We start from the raw sequence: 16,897 nt of genomic DNA on the forward strand, positions 1-16,897 counted from the left end.
TCGCCGAAAAGATCGACGCGATGCGGGTTGATGCGGCGCAGATCGCCGCGCCGCAATGTGACGCCAAGGCGGTCGAAGAAATCGAGGATCTCGATCGCCACTTTGCGCCCGTTCTGCACCCGATCACGAAACGCGGGCGCGGTAAACCACCCGTCTTCCGTCCGATCCGCAACGTCGCAGATGATCGCCACCATCTCGGCCACGACCTCGCGGGCGAAGAAATGATCCCGTGCGATCTGATCGGTCCGGCCCAGCTTCTGGGTCAGCTTCAGCACCCGGCGCACCTCGCGCTCGTCGATTTCGTATTCGGTGGCGAAGTCGCGGACGCGGGGCGGACGGAAGCGGTCGTCGCCCTGAAGCGCCGGGGCGATGCGGTCCCATAGCGCCTGATCCTCGGGCGACAGGCGGACCTCGTGACCCGGCAGGCGGATGAACGCGCCGTCTAGGACAAGGTGACCGGCTGCGGTCTCGGCATGCAGGAAGGTCAGGAAGATGTCCTTGGGCAGGCGCGGTTGCAGCGTCAGGCGCAGCTTTTCGCGACCAAGGCCCGACAGGTCGGGATTGTCGCCGTGGAACTGCTCCAACACCTCGGCGGTCTGGTGGCGGAGCGTGTCCAGCGCCTTGGGGGCAATGGCAAGATCGCCGATCCGCGCGGTGCCCGCCGTCTCGACAATCGCCGGGATCGCTTCGGGCGACAGGCTGCGGTCGCGGGCGAAGGTTGCCAGATCCACCGGGGCCACGCGGGTCATTGCGGTCAGCGCCTTGGCCGGGTCGTCAGTATCGGCGGCGGCGATCAGGGCCAGACGCTCGGGGCCGCGGCGCTTGCGGGCAGGGGCGCGCAGGTCAAGGAAACGCCCGCCGCCGATGGTGCGGCTGGCCGAGACATCGCGCAGGATGAAGCGGTCGCCGATGGCGGCGGCAATCGGACGGTCCAGCACGATCTGGACCGGGCCGGACCGACCGGGGGCGATTGGATCGGACAGCGGCACGATCCGCGCGCCCGCCTCGACCGAGTGGCTGTGCAGGCGCGCCGGGAACCATGTGCCGATGGGTTTCGGCTCGGTGGGCAGGGCGGTCAGGATGGCGTCGATGCGGCCGGTCGGGGCGTGAAGACCGGGCGACAGGATGACATCGCCGCGATGGATCGCCTCTTTATGGGTGCCGTCGCCGGCAAGGTTCAGGGCGCAGCGTTGCCCGGCGATGCCCTGCTGGGCGGGCTGGTTCTGGGCATGGATGCTGCGGATGCGGGCGGGCAGGCCCGAGGGGCTGACGATCACCCGGTCGCCCACGCGGGCCGCGCCGGTGATGACAGTGCCGGTGACGACGGTGCCCGCGCCTTGCAGGGTGAAGCTGCGATCCACGGCCAGTCGGAAGGGGCCGTCAGCATGGCGGGCGCGGGTTTGCGTTTCGGCCTCGATCAGCGCAGCGCGAAGGGCATCGATGCCTTCGCCGGTCAGCGACGAGACCGGGTGGATCGGCGCATCGGCAAGCCCGGTGCCCGCCAGCGTTTCGCGGATCTGGCGGGTGACCGCCTCGCGGCGAGCAGGATCGGCAAGGTCGGCTTTGGTCAGTGCGACGATGCCGCGCGTCAGGCCCAGCAGGTTCAGGATCGCCAGATGCTCCAGCGTCTGCGGCATCACGCCGTCATCGGCGGCAACGACCAGCAGCGCCAGATCGATCCCGCCCGCGCCTGCCAACATGGTGTGGATCAGCCGCTCGTGCCCCGGCACATCGACAAAGCCGGTGATCGTGCCAATCGGATTGTTGCCGCCCAGATCGGCATAGGCGAAGCCCAGATCGATGGTGATGCCGCGGGCCTTTTCCTCGGCCAGACGGTCGGTATCGGTGCCGGTCAGCGCCTTGACCAGCGCCGTTTTGCCGTGGTCGATATGGCCCGCCGTGCCAATGATCATAGCGCGGCCAAGGCGTCCAGCAGGTCGCCGTCGCGATCAAGGCAACGCAGATCAAGGATCAGCGCGCCATCGGCGATATGGCCGACGACCGGGCAAGGCAGGGCGCGCAGACGGGCCGAGATGCGGTCGGGGGCGTCGCCGCCCTCTCCGGTCAGGTGCAGACCAGCCGAGGGCAGCGTATCGGTTGGCAGCGCGCCCGACCCGACCTGACTTTCGCAATCCGCCGCGCGGGTGGTAAAGCCCAGCGGAGACAGAAGCGCTGCGACCTTCGGGGTAAGGCGCTGCGCCTGTTCCATGATTTCGGGCCGTTTGCGGGACAGGTGGCGCAGCGTCGGCAGGCGTTCGGTCAGCCGGTCGGGGTCGCGGTAAAGGCGCAAGGTCGCCTCCAACGCGGCGATGCGGATCTTGTCCAGACGCAAAGCGCGTTTCAGCGGGTTGCGGTTGATTGCCTCGATCAGATCGCGGCGACCGATGATGAAACCCGCCTGCGGCCCGCCCAGCAGCTTGTCGCCCGAGAAGGTGATGAGATCGGCGCCTTCCGCCACCGCCTCGGCCACCGTAGGCTCTCGCCGCAGCCCGAAATGCGCCAGATCGACCAGCGAGCCGGAGCCAAGATCGTTCAAAAGCGGCACAGCCGCCCGCGCCGCGATCTTTGCCAGATCAGCGGCGGGAACCTCTGCGGTGAACCCCTCGATCCGGTAGTTCGAGGTATGGACCTTCATCAGCAGGCCGGTATCGGCGGTGATGGCGTTTTCATAATCGCGGGGGTGGGTGCGGTTGGTGGTGCCGATTTCGACCAGCTTTGCCCCGGCGCGGGCCATGATGTCGGGCATGCGAAAGGCGCCGCCAATCTCGATCAGCTCGCCGCGAGAGACCACGGCGTCACGCCCGTTGGCAAATGTGTTCAGCGCGATCAGGACGGCGGCGGCGTTGTTGTTGACGACGGTTGCATCCTCGGCCCCGGTCAGGTCGCACAGAAGGCCGCGCAGGTGATCGTCCCGCTGCCCGCGCGCGCCGCCGCCAAGGTCGAATTCCAGCGCAAGGGCCGAGGCCATCGCGGCCTGCGCTGCCCGGATCGCCTCTTCGGCAAGGATCGCGCGGCCCAGATTGGTGTGCAGGACTGTGCCGGTCAGGTTCAGCAGCGGGCGCAGGTTCGATTGCGCCCCCGCTGCCAGATCATCCGCCAGATCGGCGGCCAAGGCCTCCGTGATGCGTTGCGGGTCCGCGCCCTGACGGATCGCGGCGCGGGCCTGATCCAGCCGGGTGCGCAAAGCCTCGGCCACCATCTGGCGGCCATGGCGGGCGATGAGTTCCTTGCCGGGATCGGATTTCAGGAACAGATCGACCGAGGGCAGCAGCCTCAGCCCGTCCATCAATAGCCCGCCAGATAGGGGTTGAAGCCGCCGCGCCGGAACTCGGTTTCCTTCATCAAGAGGTCGAGACCAAGGCTTGCCACGTCATCGGCGACAGGCTCCAGCGAGTGGTTTTTGACCTGATAGAGGATCTTTACCCATGAATGGCATTCGCTGCACAGTTCGGCTTTCACCGTCGCCTCATCGGTTTCTACCGAGCGGTAGCTGATCGACTTGTTCGATCCGCAGCACAGGCATTTGATCCGGACCTCGTTCCATTGCGTCGCGCAGGAACCGCAGGCGGCGTAGCGGACGTTTTCGATCCCCGCCGCGCCCATGACGCTGGAACTGACCGGCCTGCCGCCGCAAGTGGGACAGGTGCCGATCCTGATCGGGACCAGTTTCGCCGCGTCTAGCGGCGCGGCAAGGCGGGCAAGATGCAATTGCACCGCCGCCGCCGCGAAAAGATGCGGGGCGACGCTGTCTTCGGGGATGCTGTCGGACAGCACATTGGTCAGCAGCCAGTGCCGGTCGGCGATCCCCGCAGCGGCCACCGCCTGAAGCGCCAGGCGGGCGGCGTCAGGCATGTTCAGTGCCTCGGCGCCGGTGACAAGACGGGCCAGTGTTTCATGCATCGCCTGATCCGCAGCCAAGGCGGCGCGGTCGATGGGGGGCATGCGGCTGGCGCGGGCAAGCTCGATCCGGTCAGCGGGCAGGGCGGGCAGGGGCGGAAGCTCTGCCGCGAGCCTTGCCTGTAACGCGGTCAGATCGCCCAGAAAGCGCAGATAGGGCTCCAGATTGCCGCCATGTTCGGCCAGAAAGGCAAAGCGTTTCGCGCGTTTGTCGAAGAGCTTCGCCGGGTCCGGCAAAAAGGCCAGAGGCGCCTGCGGGACGCCGCCGATCATCGCGGGATCGGGCTTCAGATTCGTCGTCATCTTGCCTCCGGGCAGGGTGGGCCGCTGGTGCTTGGGACAGGGCTACTCTGCCGGTTCCTTCCCCGATGGTCCAGTGCCCGAAGGGGCGGGCTTCTGACGCTCGGCCACCTCGCGCAGCCATTTGCGGTGGTGCTTCCACGCCCAGCCGCCTGTCACCGAGCCACGGGTCATGGCGCTGATCGTGCCGCGGGTCCAGATCGCCGCAAAGACATGCAGGATGAAGACAAGGATGATCGACACCGCCGCCAGCGCATGAACCAGCACCGCCACCCGCCGCGTTTGAATCGAGACGAGGCCGTCGAAAAACTGTTCCCAGATCATGACGCCCGAGACGATCAGCACGACGATCAGCCCCGACATGGCCCAGAAGATGAATTTCTGACCGGCATTGTATTTGCCAAGCTCGGGCAGTTTTTCTTCGTTCCCCTTCACCATCTCGTCGATATTGGCGACCCAGGTGGCATCCTCGGGCTTTGGCAGGTTCAGCCGCCACAGTTGCAGGAACAGCAGCAGGAAGCTGAAGAACAACAGGATGCCGATGAACGGATGCAGCCAGCGTGTGGTTTGCCCGCCGCCGAACAGCCCGGTCAGGAAGAACAGCGACGGGTGAAACAGCGCCAGACCCGACAGCAGCAGCAGGATCAGCGAGCAGGCGGTGACCCAGTGGTTCAGCCGGGTGATGCCGCGATAGCGGCTGACCCGGACCGGGGCCTTGCTTTCGATATGGTCGCCCTTTTCGGAATAGAGGGGACGTGGCATCAGCTTTCCCTCCGGCTGTGATCCTCGGCCTCGACCAGTTCTTCGGCCTCGACCTCGTCATGTTCGTCCACCCGGTTCGGGCGCATGAAGAACCCGGCCAAGGCCGCCCCCGCCGCCGCGATCCCCATGACGGCCATGCCGGCGGTCTTGGTGACGCCCTTCCAGCCCTCGACGATGGGCGAGATGCGGGGATTGTCGGGCAGGTTGCTGTAGATCGACGGCTTGTCGGCATGGTGCAGCACGTAAAAGACATGCGTGCCGCCGACGCCGGGCGGGTCATAGATACCCGCCTGATCGTAGCCGCGCGATTTCAGATCCTCGACCCGGCTGTTGGCATGGGCGATCATGTCGTCCTTGGTGCCAAAGACGATGGCCTGCGTCGGGCAGGCCTTGGCGCAGGCCGGACCTTGGCCCACCGCCACCCGGTCGGAACAGAGCGTGCATTTGTAGCTGCGGTGATCGACCTTGCTGATCCGGGGAATGTCGAAGGGACAGCCGGTCACGCAATAGCCGCAGCCGATGCAGTTCTCGTGGATGAAATCGACGATGCCGTTCGAATATTGCACGATGGCACCGGGGGCAGGGCAGGCCTTGAGGCAGCCCGGATCCTCGCAATGCATGCAGCCATCCTTGCGGATCAGCCATTCCAGATTGTCGGTTTCCGGGTTCACCCATTCACTGAAGCGCATGAGCGTGAACATCTCGGGCGTCAGATCATGCGGGTTCTCATAGGTGCCGACATTGTCTTCGACCGCCGGTTTGGTGTCGTTCCATTCGATACAGGCGGATTGGCAGGCCTTGCAGCCGATGCATTTGCTGACATCGATCAGCTTGGCGACCTTGTCCAACTGTCTGGTGGGTTGCGGCACATCAGGCGTGGCCGAGATGCGCACGACATCGCGCGCATCAAAGCCCAGATCCAGCGCCTGCACCGGCGGATTGGCCGCCGCGGTCTTGGGTTGAGGTGCGGTCTCGGTCATGCCACCGGCTCCTCTGCTGCGGGTTCGATATTGACCAGAAACGCCTTGAATTCAGGTGTTTCCACATTGGCGTCGCCGACGAAGGGGGTCAGGCTGTTCGGCCCGAAACCCTTCTTCGCAGCCCCCATGAAGCCCCAATGCAGCGGGATGCCGACGACATGGACGGTCTTGCCGTCCACGGTCAGCGGCCGGATCCGCTTGGTCACCACGGCCTTGGCCCAGACCTCGCCGCGCTTGCTCCACACCCGGACCCGACCGCCCAAAGAGATGCCGCGTTCCGCCGCCAGTTCTTCGCTGATCTCGACGAAGAATTGCGGCTGAAGGGTGGCATTCACCGGGTTGTGCTTGGTCCAGTAGTGGAAATGCTCGGTCAGCCGGTAAGAGGTCGCGACCAGCGGGAATTCCTCGCTGGTGGCGAAATCTTCGGCATCGTCGGCAAAGACGCGCGCCACCGGATTGCCCTTGATCTTCGGGTTGAAGACATTGGCGATGGGCGATTCAAACGGCTCCATATGGATCGGGAAGGGACCGTCGCGCATCATCCCCCGGGTGAACAGGCGTGACGCCCCTTCCGGGTTCATGATGAACGGGCCGACATCCTCGGGCTTGGCGGTCGGCGCGATGTCGGGGACATCGTAGCCTTCCCATTTCTCGCCGGTCCATTCGATCAGCTTCCGCGACGGATCCCAAGGCTTGCCCTGAAGATCGCAAGAGGCGCGGTTATAGAGGATCCGACGGTTCGCAGGCCAAGAGAACGCCCAGTTCTGATAGGCGCCGGTACTGTCGGGATCGTTATTGTCCCGACGCGCCATCATATTGCCGTCCTCGGTCCAGCTTCCGGTATAGATCCAGCAGCCTGCCATGGTCGAACCATCGGCGCGCAACTGCCCGAAGCTGGACAATTGCTTGCCCGGATCGGCCAGAACCTTGGTCGGATCGGCGGGATCGTAAACGGTGCCAAGCGCGCGGCCATTCATTTCGCGCGCCAGCTCGTCGGCCTTGGGATCGCCGGGATCGGCATATTCCCAGTTAAGATTGACGATCGGATCGGGGAAGACGCCGCCTTCATCCAGATACAACTGCCGCACCCGCGTCCAGATCTGCGCCATGATCCAGGTGTCGTGTTTCGCTTCTCCCGGAGGCGTCGCGCCCGGCCAGTGCCATTGCAGCCAGCGCCCGGAATTGACCAGCGCGCCTTCATCCTCGGCAAAGCAGGTCGTTGGCAGTTCCAGCACCTCGGTCTGGATCGAGGCGGTGTCCACGTCGTTATGAATGCCGTGGTTTTCCCAGAAATGCGCGGTTTCCGTCTCCAGCGGATCCATGACGACCAGCATCTTCAGCTTCGACAGCGCATCAGTGACCTTGCCCCGGTTGGGGAAGGACAGCAGCGGGTTGAAGCCCTGACAGAAGTAGTAGTTGATCTGGCCGTGCTTCATCAGCTCGAACATGCGCAGGATGTCGTAGTTCGGGACATCCAGCTTGGGCAGATAGTGATAGGCCCAGTCGTTCTCTTCGGTGGCCGTATCGCCCCACATCGCCTTCATGAAGCTGACCATGAAGTTCGGATAGTTCTGCCAGTAGCTTGTCTGGTTCGGCCTGAGCGGCTTGAAGGTGCGGGTGGAAAGATAGGTTTCCCAGTCCGTTTCCTTCTCGGTCGGGATGTTCAGATAGCCGGGGATCAGGTTCGACATCAGCCCGATATCGGTCAGGCCCTGAATGTTCGAATGCCCCCGCAGCGCGTTCATCCCGCCGCCCCGAACACCGATATTGCCAAGGATCAACTGCAACATCGCCATGCCGCGAATGTTCTGCGAGCCCTTGGAATGCTGGGTCCAGCCAAGCGCATACATCGAAGTCATGGTCTTGGTCGGCGTCGAGCATTCGCCGATCATCTCGCAGATATGCAGGAACTTGTCCTTGGGCGTGCCACAGATCCGCTCGACGAATTCGGGCGTATAGACATCGACATGGGCTTTCAGCAGGTTCCAGACGCAGCGAGGGTCTTGCAGCGTCGTATCAACCTGCGCAAAGCCGTCATCGCCGATCTTGTAGTCCCAGCTTGCCTTGTCGTAGTCGCGCTTTTCCTCGTCATAGCCGGTGAAGAGCCCGTCGCTCCAGCCGAACTCATCCTTGATGAGATACGAGGCGTTGGTGAAGTTCTTCACATAATCCCACTGCACCTTGTCGTTTTCGATGCACCAGCGGATCACCCCCATCAGGAAGGCGATGTCACTGCCCGGACGGATCGGGGCATAGAAATCGGACACGGATGCCGTGCGGTTATAGCGCGGATCGACCACGATCAGCTTGGCGCCGCGATGCGCCTTGGCCTCTGTCACCCATTTGAAGCCGCAGGGATGCGCTTCAGCGGCGTTGCCACCCATGACGATGACAAGGTCGGTATTCTTGATGTCGGTCCAGGAGTTGGTCATCGCTCCACGGCCAAATGTCGGGCCCAAACTGGACACCGTGGGGCCGTGTCAAACGCGCGCCTGGTTATCGAATCCGACGATCCCCATCGACCTGACCGCCTTGTAGGTCAGCCATGCGGTCTCATTCGTGGTGGCAGAGGCTGCCAGAAACCCGGTCGTGGTCCAACGGTTGACGGGAACGCCATCCTCGTTGGTCAGGATCATGTTTTGGTCGCGGTCGTCCTTCAGCGCACGGGCGATCTTGTCCAGCGCCTCGTCCCAGGTGATCTCGGTAAAGCCCGAGGCGCCGGGGGCGCGATGGCGCGGCATGGTCAGCCGGGTCGGAGCCTTGACGAAATCCTTCAGCGCCGCGCCTTTGGGGCAAAGCGTGCCGCGGTTGGTCGGGTGGTCCGCATCGCCTTCCAGATGGATCAGTTCGGCGGTTTCGCCGACCTTCACATCGCCGCGCGAATACATGATGACGCCACAGGCGACCGAGCAATAGGGGCAGGTGTTTCGGGTTTCGGTTGTGGTGAACAGCTTGAAGGCACGCACATGCGCCGCTTCCGCCGCCTCTGCCTCACCGAAGCCCATAGCTCCAAGCGAGGTCGCCGCAACCCCCGCACCCGCCAGCCGTAAGAAGCCGCGTCGCGAAAGGTCGATATTCATGGGACCCTCCATTTTGCCTGTCTGATCGATAGGTACAGGGTCATGGTGCGGCGACCCGTTAACTAAGTCAAGCACGGCGGGGGCGGATGATCTATTTGTTAACTGCGCAAGAACACGGAAAACGCTTGGAAAATTTGTGTGTTTTTGAGGGTATGTATGGGAACGGATGTGGGCGCGATCCAGCCGTTGACCCGCTGCGACAACGTCTCTATCTAGCGGTTCTGACCCGATGACCTGATCGGGTGGATGCGGGCGTGGTGGAATTGGTAGACACGCTGGATTTAGGTTCCAGTGCCTCACGGCTTGCGAGTTCGAGTCTCGCCGCCCGTACCAGATATCAAATCAGGGAATGCGTGTGGGAACGGTCTGAAATCAGACCGGCTCCGCGCCTTGCCAGTGCGGAGCCGGTCCTCGGCCCTGCTTCCCCGAAAGGGGCCGTACAAGCAGGTTCTGATTGAAGACTAACAGTGATTCCCGCCTGAACCAATCGGTGTGATTGCCTATATCCCTGCGTAAACCCGTGATCCGGCAAAGCCGTTCAGCCCCCGGCGACAAAGGGTAGACGATAGCTGATCGCCTCCGACAGATGACCCGCATGGACTTTGTCGCTGCCATCAAGATCGGCGATGGTCCGCGCCGTGCGCAGAATGCGGTGATATCCGCGTGCCGTCAGGCCAAGCCGCTCTGACGCTTTCTGAATCAGCGCCCGACCCGCCTCATCCGGCGCGGCGATCTGGTCCAGCAGACTGCCAGAGGCATCGGCATTGACCCGGACACCCTGATAGGCGGCGAAGCGTTTCTGCTGCGCCAGGCGGGCGCCGGCCACCCGCGCCGCGACCTGAGCCGAGGTTTCGCTGGCAGAAGGCAGGTCCAGATCCATGAAGCTGACGGCGGGCACCTCTAACCGCAGATCGAAACGATCCATCAGCGGGCCGGAGATACGCCCGAGATAATCGCCCCCACAAACCGGCGCGCGGGAACAGCTTTGCGTGGCATCGGCCAGATGGCCGCAGCGGCAGGGATTGGCGGCGGCGACCAGCAGGAAGCGGCAGGGATAGCGGACATGGGCATTGGCGCGGGCGACGACGACCTCGCCCGTCTCGATCGGCTGGCGAAGGGTCTCCAGCACCTGCCGGGGAAATTCGGGAAATTCGTCCATGAACAGGACGCCGTTATGGGCAAGGCTGATCTGACCGGGCTTCGCCGTCCGCCCGCCGCCGACAATGGCGGGCATCGAGGCGGTGTGATGCGGCTCGCAAAAGGGCGGGCGGCGCAGGATGCCGCCGTGATCAAGCGTTCCCGCAAGCGAATGGATCATCGAGGTTTCAAGCGCCTCGGCCGGGGTCAGCGGCGGCATCAGGCCGGGCAGGCGGGCGGCGAGCATGGATTTGCCCGCGCCGGGCGGGCCGACCATCAGCAGGTGATGCCGTCCCGCTGCGGCGATCTCCAGCGCGCGTTTGGCGCGTTCCTGACCTTTGACTTCCGAGAGACAGCCTTTGGCGACCGTCTCGGTGATCTGGCCGGGGCGGGCGCGGGCGATCGGCGCACGGTCGGTCAGGTGATCGACGACTTCGCGCAGGTTGCGGGGGGCAAGGACCGGGACCGCATCGACCCACGCGGCCTCAGCTCCGCTGGCATCGGGGCAGATCAGGGCACGGTCATCCTCGGCTGCGGCCATCGCGGCGGGCAGCGAGCCTGCGACCGGGACCAGCCGCCCGTCCAGCGCCAGTTCGCCAAGGCAGATGCAGCGGGCGAGTTCGTCGGCGGGGATGATCTCCAGCGCTGCCAGCACGGCCAAAGCGATGGGCAGGTCGAAATGCGAACCCTCTTTCGGCATGTCGGCGGGGGAGAGGTTCACCGTCAGCCTGCGGTTGGGCATCGCCACCGACATCGCGCCGAAGGCCGAACGGACACGTTCCTTTGCCTCGCTGACCGCCTTGTCGGGCAGACCGACAATGGCAAAGCCGGGCAGCCCCGCCGCGACCGAGCATTGCACCTCGACCAGTTTCGCCTCGATCCCCTCGAAGGCCACCGAATAGGCTATGGCGACCATTGCTTCCCCGAATCCCGTTAAGGGATGGGTTAATGCAAGCGGGTTAAAGATGGGTTAAGCGCAGTTCACTTTGGTGAAGAAGAAGCGCCTGCCCGGAATCAAGTCGCCCTTGGGCGACGCCGGGCAGTGCCCGACCGCCCGGACGGGCGGGCACTTCGGTGATGCTGCGCGCCTCATATAGCGACGACGGGGTGGCACCATAAAGTGCCCTGAACGACCGTCGCGGTGCCCACCCACGGCCGGGCAATGCCCTCAGCTCTCGCTGACGGACGTTGTGTCCACTGTGCGTGACCCGTTCGCCGCATCATCAACTCCATCCAAACATCGCCGGTTGCGCCGCAACCTGCACAGGCATACGCAGTAGCGATGCGTCATCGCAGCGGGACAAGAGGACCGGCATGAAGATCATCATTTGCGGCGCGGGTCAGGTGGGCTGGCAGATCGCGCGGCACCTGTCGGGCGAACGCAACGACGTGACCGTGATCGACAATAATGGCGAATTGATCCGCCGCGCCACCGAGGCGCTGGACGTGCAGGGCGTCATCGGCTTTGCCAGCCATCCCGACGTGCTGGACCGGGCAGGCGCGCGCGATGCCGATCTGATCATCGCCGCCACCCATTCGGACGAGGTGAACATGGTCACCTGTCAGGTCGCCCATTCGGTCTTTCAGGTGCCCCGCAAGATCGCCCGGCTGCGCAGCAGCGCCTATCTGGATGCGATCTATTCCGACCTTTACAGCACCTCACACCTACCCATCGACGTGGTCATCAGCCCGGAACGAGAGGTCGCCAAGGCCGCGCTGCAACGGCTGTCCGCGCCTTCGACCTTCGATGTCGAGACCTTCATGAAGGGCAAGGTCCAGATGCTGGGCATCGTCCTCGAAGAGGATTGCCCGGCGCTGAACACGCCCTTGTGGCAGTTGAACGAGCTGTTCTCCAGCCTCCGCGCCATCGTCGTCGGCATCCGCCGCGAGGGGCGTCTGTTCGCACCCGAAGCCGGAGATCAGCTTTTCGCGGGCGATCAGATGTATATCTTCAGCCATATCGACGACGTGCCGCGAACGCTGGAAATCTTTGGGAAGCCGCCGCAGAAGCAGGAAAAGCTGGTCATTATCGGTGCGGGCAATGTCGGGCTTGTGGTTGCGCAGACCCTTGAAGGCCGGGCCGAGCGGGTTCGCGTCAAGCTGATCGAGCGTGACCGGGAACGCGCCGAATTTGCCGCCGATCAGTTGGAACGGACCATCGTGCTGAGCGGTGACGGCCTGTCGGCGGAACTTCTGGATGAGGCTGCCGTCGCCAGTGCCGATGCGGTGTTGGCGGTGACGGCGGATGACAAGACCAATATCCTTGCCGCCGTCCGCGCCAAGCAAGAGGGCGCCAAGATGGCGATCTCGTTGATCAACGACCCGACATTGGTGCCCTTGATGGCCGCGCTGGATATTGACGCTTATATCAACCCGCGCGCCACCACCGTTTCGACCATTTTGCGCCATATTCGTCACGGCCGGGTGCGTGACATCTATTCGGTCGGTGACGCCGAGGCCGAGGTGATGGAGGCGCAGGTTCTGTCCACCTCACCGATGTCGGGCCGCATGATCCGCGATATCGAGTTTCCCGAAGGCGCGCTGATCGGCGCGGTGCAAAAGGGCGACAAGGTGGTCAAGCCCACGCCGGATACCCGGATCGAGGAAGGCGATGTGGTGCTGATCTTCGCGATGACCGAAGATGTCCCCGAGGTCGAGCGCCTGTTGCAGGTCTCGATCGACTTCTTCTGAGGCGCGGGCCGTGACCGTTCTTCTCCGCCTTCCGCTTCTGGTGCTGGTCAGCATCATCACGGCACTGTCGATGCTGATCCCCGCCGCCTTCGCCTCGATCACCAATCACGAGGAAATCGCGCGGAACTTCTTCTACTGCTGCCTACTGGTGCTGATCGTTTCGGGGATGATCGGGCTGGCCACATGGTCGCGCAAGCGCCGCCGCAATGCGCCCGAGGCGTTGCTCAATCTGGTGATCGTTTTCACCTGCCTGCCGCTGATCATGGCGATCCCCTTTGCGGAAAGCCTGCCCGATACCGGCTTCTTCAATGCCTGGTGGGAGATGCTGTCGTCGCTGACCACCACCGGCGCGTCACTTTATTCCGCCGATCTGCTGCCCGAGCCGCTGCACCTTTGGCGCGCGCTGGTCGGCTGGATGGGCGGGTTCTTCGTTCTGGTCACGGCGGTCGCGATCCTTGCGCCACTGCGGGTTGGCGGGTTTGAACTGACCTCGTCCCCCTATGGCCGCCGCGAATATTTCGAGCGTCTGCCGCAGTCGGATGTGCAGCGCGTCCGACAGCCACATCTGTCATCGCCGGGCTTTGCCACTTATGTCAGCGATCCGACCTATCGGCTGATCCGCGCCTCGGTGAAGGTGTTTCCGGTCTATGCGGTGCTGACGCTGATCCTGTGGGTGCTTCTGTTGATGCTGGGCGATGCCTCGCTGGTGGCTTTGTGCCGGGCGATGGGCACGCTTTCGACCAGTGGCATCTCCCCGGTCCTTGGCCATGCGGGCGAGGCATCAGGGGTGCCGGGTGAGATGGTCGTGGTGATCTTCCTGATCCCGGCTTTGTCCCGCCGCTTCTGGCCGGGGGGCGAGGAATTGCGGGTGACCGACCGGCTGCGCGACGATCCCGAACTGAAACTGGCGACGGCGCTGGTGACGCTGGTGGCGCTGATGCTGTTCCTGCGGCACTTCATCGGCGCGATTGAGACCCAGACCGGCGCGGGTGAGGCGCCGCAGATGGCGATGGATCTGTATCACGCGCTGGCTGCCTTTTGGGGCGGGTTGTTCAACGCGATGAGCTATTTGACCACGACCGGCTGGAATTCGGTCGATTGGCAGGGGGCGCGGACATGGTCCGGCCTGACCACGCCGGGGTTGATCCTTGCTGGGCTGGCGATGATGGGCGGCGGGGTGGCGACGACGGCGGGCGGGGTCAAGCTGATGCGCGTCTATGCCCTGGCGCGGCACGGCGAGCGCGAGATGGAGCGGATCATTCACCCGAACTCGGTCGCCGGTGGCGGGGTGATGGCGCGGCGGCTGCGGCGCGAGGGGGCCTATCTGGCCTTCATCTTTTTCATGCTTTTCGCCGTCTCGATTGCGGTGACGATCACGCTTGTCTCGATCCAGCCGATCCAGTTCGAGACCGCGACGATCCTGTCAATCGCCGCGCTGACCAATACCGGGCCGCTGGCCGGGGCGATCCCGCTAACCCCGACTTTCGAGGGAACGGCGGGCATTGCCTCTGCCCCGTGGGAGGGCTGGTCGGGCCTGCCGGTCTTCACCAAATCGGTGCTGGCCGGGGCGATGGTGCTGGGCCGGTTGGAGACGCTGGCGATTCTGGCGCTGTTCTCGCCCGAATTCTGGCGGAAATGATCCTAGAAGCTCATGAAGCGGAAGAATGTGCGGCCGGTACCCGGGTCGGTGTAAAAGAAGGCTTCGAATGCGCCTTGCTTGCCCAGACCCGAGACCATGACCGGCTGACCCAGTTCAAGCGCCTTGGGATAAAGCGCGACAAGGGTTGCGTCGTCCAAAGGTTCTTCTCGGGCTTCGCTGGTGACAATGTCTAGCGCCGGACTGGCCTTGAACAGGCCATAGGCCAGCACGTCCCGTCCCCCATCATCGCAATTGATGTCATCGATGATCAGCGCCAGCGCATCGGGATCTTCGCTTAACCTGCTGCGCAGCTCATCGTTCAGGCTGCCTTCGACAAAGGGCTGATTCCTGCAGCCCGGACCGGGCAGAGGCTGACCGTCGGCGCCGACAGGCCCCTCATCCGGGGGCGGCTGAACCGCGGTCATCATTCGCCAACCGATGAAAACCGAAAGAAATGCGGCAAGGATGACGGCTCCGAAGGCCGTGAACCATGCCAATCTGCGCAAAAGCGGCATTCTGTTACCTTTCAGGAATCGGTTTGAGGTTGGGTGAACTGTGGTTTCTACATCAACTTGCATGGGCGGCTTCGCTGCCCTAGATATCTTTGGTGTAAACATAAAAACAGGACCGGGGACGAACGATGGCTGGCGACAAGCAAAATCTTCAGGACGCTTTCCTGAACCATGTCCGCAAGGCCAAGGTGCCGGTCACGATCTTTCTGATCAACGGCGTCAAGTTGCAGGGCGTCATCACGTGGTTTGACAATTTCTGTGTGCTTTTGCGCCGCGACGGACAGTCGCAGCTTGTCTATAAGCACGCGATCAGCACGATCATGCCGGGCCAGCCGATCTCGCTTTACGAAGGCGAGGATTGATTGGCTGAACCCACCTCGACCGAGGCCAGGCCGACCCGCGCCTATGTGATCCATCCCGACCTGGGCAACACCCGCACGCAGCGGCGTGAACCCGAACATGCGCTGGCCGAGGCTGTGGCCTTGGCCCATGCGCTGCCGGGGATCGAGATCGTCGGATCAGAGGTCGCCAAGCTGCGCAAGCCCGATCCGGGCCGACTGTTCGGCAAGGGCAAACTGGCCGAGATCAGATCGCGGCTGGAGGAGGTCGAGGCCGAACTTGTGCTGATTGACGGTGCGGTGTCGCCGGTGCAGCAGCGCAATCTTGAAAAGGACTGGGACGTCAAACTTCTGGACCGGACCGGGCTGATCCTTGAAATCTTCGCCGACCGTGCGCGGACCCGAGAAGGTGTGCTGCAGGTCGAACTGGCCGCGCTCAGCTATCAGCGGACCCGGCTGGTCCGGGCGTGGACCCACCTTGAGCGTCAGCGGGGCGGGCTTGGCTTTGTCGGCGGTCCCGGCGAGACGCAGATCGAGGCCGACCGCCGCGCTATCGACGAACAGATGACCCGGCTGCGGCGGCAATTGGAGCGGGTGGTGAAAACCCGCACGCTGCATCGCGCTGCGCGGGCAAAGGTGCCTTATCCGATTGTGGCTTTGGTCGGCTATACCAATGCCGGAAAATCGACGCTGTTCAACCGCTTGACCGGGGCCGAGGTTCTGGCCAAGGACATGCTGTTCGCCACGCTGGACCCGACGATGCGGGCGGTGCGACTGCCGGACGCCAAGGGCGGGAAGGGCGGTCGCAGGATCATCCTGTCGGATACGGTGGGCTTCATCAGCGACCTGCCGACCGAGTTGATCGCCGCCTTCCGCGCCACCTTGGAAGAGGTGCTAGAGGCCGATCTGATTCTGCATGTCCGCGACATCAGCCACCCCGAAACCGAGGAGCAGGCTGCCGATGTGGCTGAAATCCTTGATGGCTTGGGGGTCGATGAAGATGTGGCGCTGATCGAGGTCTGGAACAAGATCGATGCGCTTGGCGCCGATACCCGTGCCGCGCTGCGCCGCACCGATGCCCGGACCGAAGGCGTACAGGCTGTCAGCGCGCTGACCGGCGAGGGGCTGGACGATCTGATCGCCGCCATTGACGCCCAATTGTCCGAGGTGCTGGACGAGCCGCGCAGCCCTGCGGTGGTCACGCTGGCCTTCTCGGACGGGCGTCGGCGCGCTTGGCTGCATGATGCAGGCGTGGTTGAGCGCGAGGAATCGGGCACGGACGGTCTGGTCCTGCACCTGCGCTGGACCGAGCGCCAGAAAGCCGGTTTCGAGGCGCTGGACGCGGAGTAAGCAGGCCCTTCTTTCCACGATGAAGGTAAAGCGCCCGCCCGGAATCAAGGTGCCTGAAAGGCACCGCCGGGCATTGCTCAGCCGCCCCCGGCTGGGCACTTTGGTGAGGTCACGCGCTACAGATATGGCAGGGCGCGCGGCACCATAAAGTGTTTAGCACAGCCGTTGCAGGTGCCCAACCGCGGCTGAGCACTGCCCTTCGCTCTGTCGA

11 protein-coding genes, 1 tRNA gene and 1 pseudogene are annotated in these 16,897 nt (G+C 63.9%); 5 read left to right on the forward strand and 8 right to left on the reverse strand.

What is annotated here, in order from left to right; genetic code table 11:
- Nucleotides 1-92: 92 nt before the first annotated feature.
- The 6 genes and pseudogenes from selB to fdnG all read right to left on the reverse strand — a co-directional run.
- Nucleotides 93-1,913, reverse strand: a pseudogene (selB, locus tag JJJ17_RS05970) (selenocysteine-specific translation elongation factor); the annotation flags it as partial.
- A complete protein-coding gene (gene selA, locus JJJ17_RS05975; protein WP_200684469.1) occupies nt 1,910-3,286 on the reverse strand; it encodes an L-seryl-tRNA(Sec) selenium transferase in 1,377 nt (458 codons plus the stop codon). The gene selA and the pseudogene selB, both read right to left, overlap by 4 nt.
- Nucleotides 3,286-4,200, reverse strand: a complete 915-nt coding sequence (fdhE, locus tag JJJ17_RS05980; RefSeq protein ID WP_200684471.1) for a formate dehydrogenase accessory protein FdhE — start codon at nt 4,198-4,200, stop codon at nt 3,286-3,288. Before fdhE ends, selA begins: the two co-directional genes overlap by 1 nt.
- Before the next feature lie 42 nt (nt 4,201-4,242).
- Nucleotides 4,243-4,959 carry a formate dehydrogenase subunit gamma gene (locus tag JJJ17_RS05985; protein ID WP_200684473.1) on the reverse strand — a complete coding sequence of 239 codons (717 nt, stop codon included), beginning with the start codon at nt 4,957-4,959 and terminating at the stop codon, nt 4,243-4,245.
- Nucleotides 4,959-5,939, reverse strand: a complete 981-nt coding sequence (fdxH, locus tag JJJ17_RS05990; protein WP_325168768.1) for a formate dehydrogenase subunit beta — start codon at nt 5,937-5,939, stop codon at nt 4,959-4,961. Before fdxH ends, JJJ17_RS05985 begins: the two co-directional genes overlap by 1 nt.
- Nucleotides 5,936-9,019: a formate dehydrogenase-N subunit alpha gene (fdnG, locus tag JJJ17_RS05995; RefSeq protein ID WP_267911089.1), complete on the reverse strand. Its 3,084-nt coding sequence runs from the start codon at nt 9,017-9,019 to the stop codon at nt 5,936-5,938. Before fdnG ends, fdxH begins: the two co-directional genes overlap by 4 nt.
- A 248-nt stretch (nt 9,020-9,267) precedes the next feature.
- Here fdnG and JJJ17_RS06005 point away from each other — a divergent pair.
- A tRNA-Leu gene (locus tag JJJ17_RS06005) sits at nt 9,268-9,352 on the forward strand.
- Nucleotides 9,353-9,557: 205 nt separating this feature from the next.
- Here JJJ17_RS06005 and JJJ17_RS06010 read toward each other — a convergent pair.
- Nucleotides 9,558-11,072, reverse strand: coding sequence for a YifB family Mg chelatase-like AAA ATPase (locus JJJ17_RS06010; protein WP_200684479.1), 1,515 nt, complete (start codon nt 11,070-11,072; stop codon nt 9,558-9,560).
- 398 nt (nt 11,073-11,470) lie between these two features.
- Between JJJ17_RS06010 and trkA the strand changes: the two genes are divergently transcribed.
- Nucleotides 11,471-12,847: a Trk system potassium transporter TrkA gene (gene trkA / locus JJJ17_RS06015; protein ID WP_200684481.1), complete on the forward strand. Its 1,377-nt coding sequence runs from the start codon at nt 11,471-11,473 to the stop codon at nt 12,845-12,847.
- Nucleotides 12,848-12,857: 10 nt separating this feature from the next.
- Nucleotides 12,858-14,486, forward strand: coding sequence for a TrkH family potassium uptake protein (locus JJJ17_RS06020; protein ID WP_325168769.1), 1,629 nt, complete (start codon nt 12,858-12,860; stop codon nt 14,484-14,486).
- A gap of 2 nt (nt 14,487-14,488) precedes the next feature.
- Here the strand turns inward: JJJ17_RS06020 and JJJ17_RS06025 are convergent, their stop codons facing one another.
- Entirely contained in the window at nt 14,489-15,001 is a 513-nt protein-coding gene (locus tag JJJ17_RS06025) for a hypothetical protein (protein ID WP_200684485.1), read from the reverse strand.
- Nucleotides 15,002-15,126: 125 nt separating this feature from the next.
- On the opposite strand from JJJ17_RS06025, the gene hfq reads away from it, so the two are divergent.
- A complete protein-coding gene (gene hfq / locus JJJ17_RS06030; protein WP_020949330.1) occupies nt 15,127-15,360 on the forward strand; it encodes an RNA chaperone Hfq in 234 nt (77 codons plus the stop codon).
- Nucleotides 15,361-16,686: a GTPase HflX gene (gene hflX / locus JJJ17_RS06035; protein ID WP_200684487.1), complete on the forward strand. Its 1,326-nt coding sequence runs from the start codon at nt 15,361-15,363 to the stop codon at nt 16,684-16,686.
- Nucleotides 16,687-16,897: the final 211 nt, after the last annotated feature.

Origin of the sequence: Paracoccus caeni, from assembly GCF_016629665.1 — a bacterium.
In the GTDB taxonomy this organism is placed as follows: domain Bacteria; phylum Pseudomonadota; class Alphaproteobacteria; order Rhodobacterales; family Rhodobacteraceae; genus Paracoccus; species Paracoccus caeni.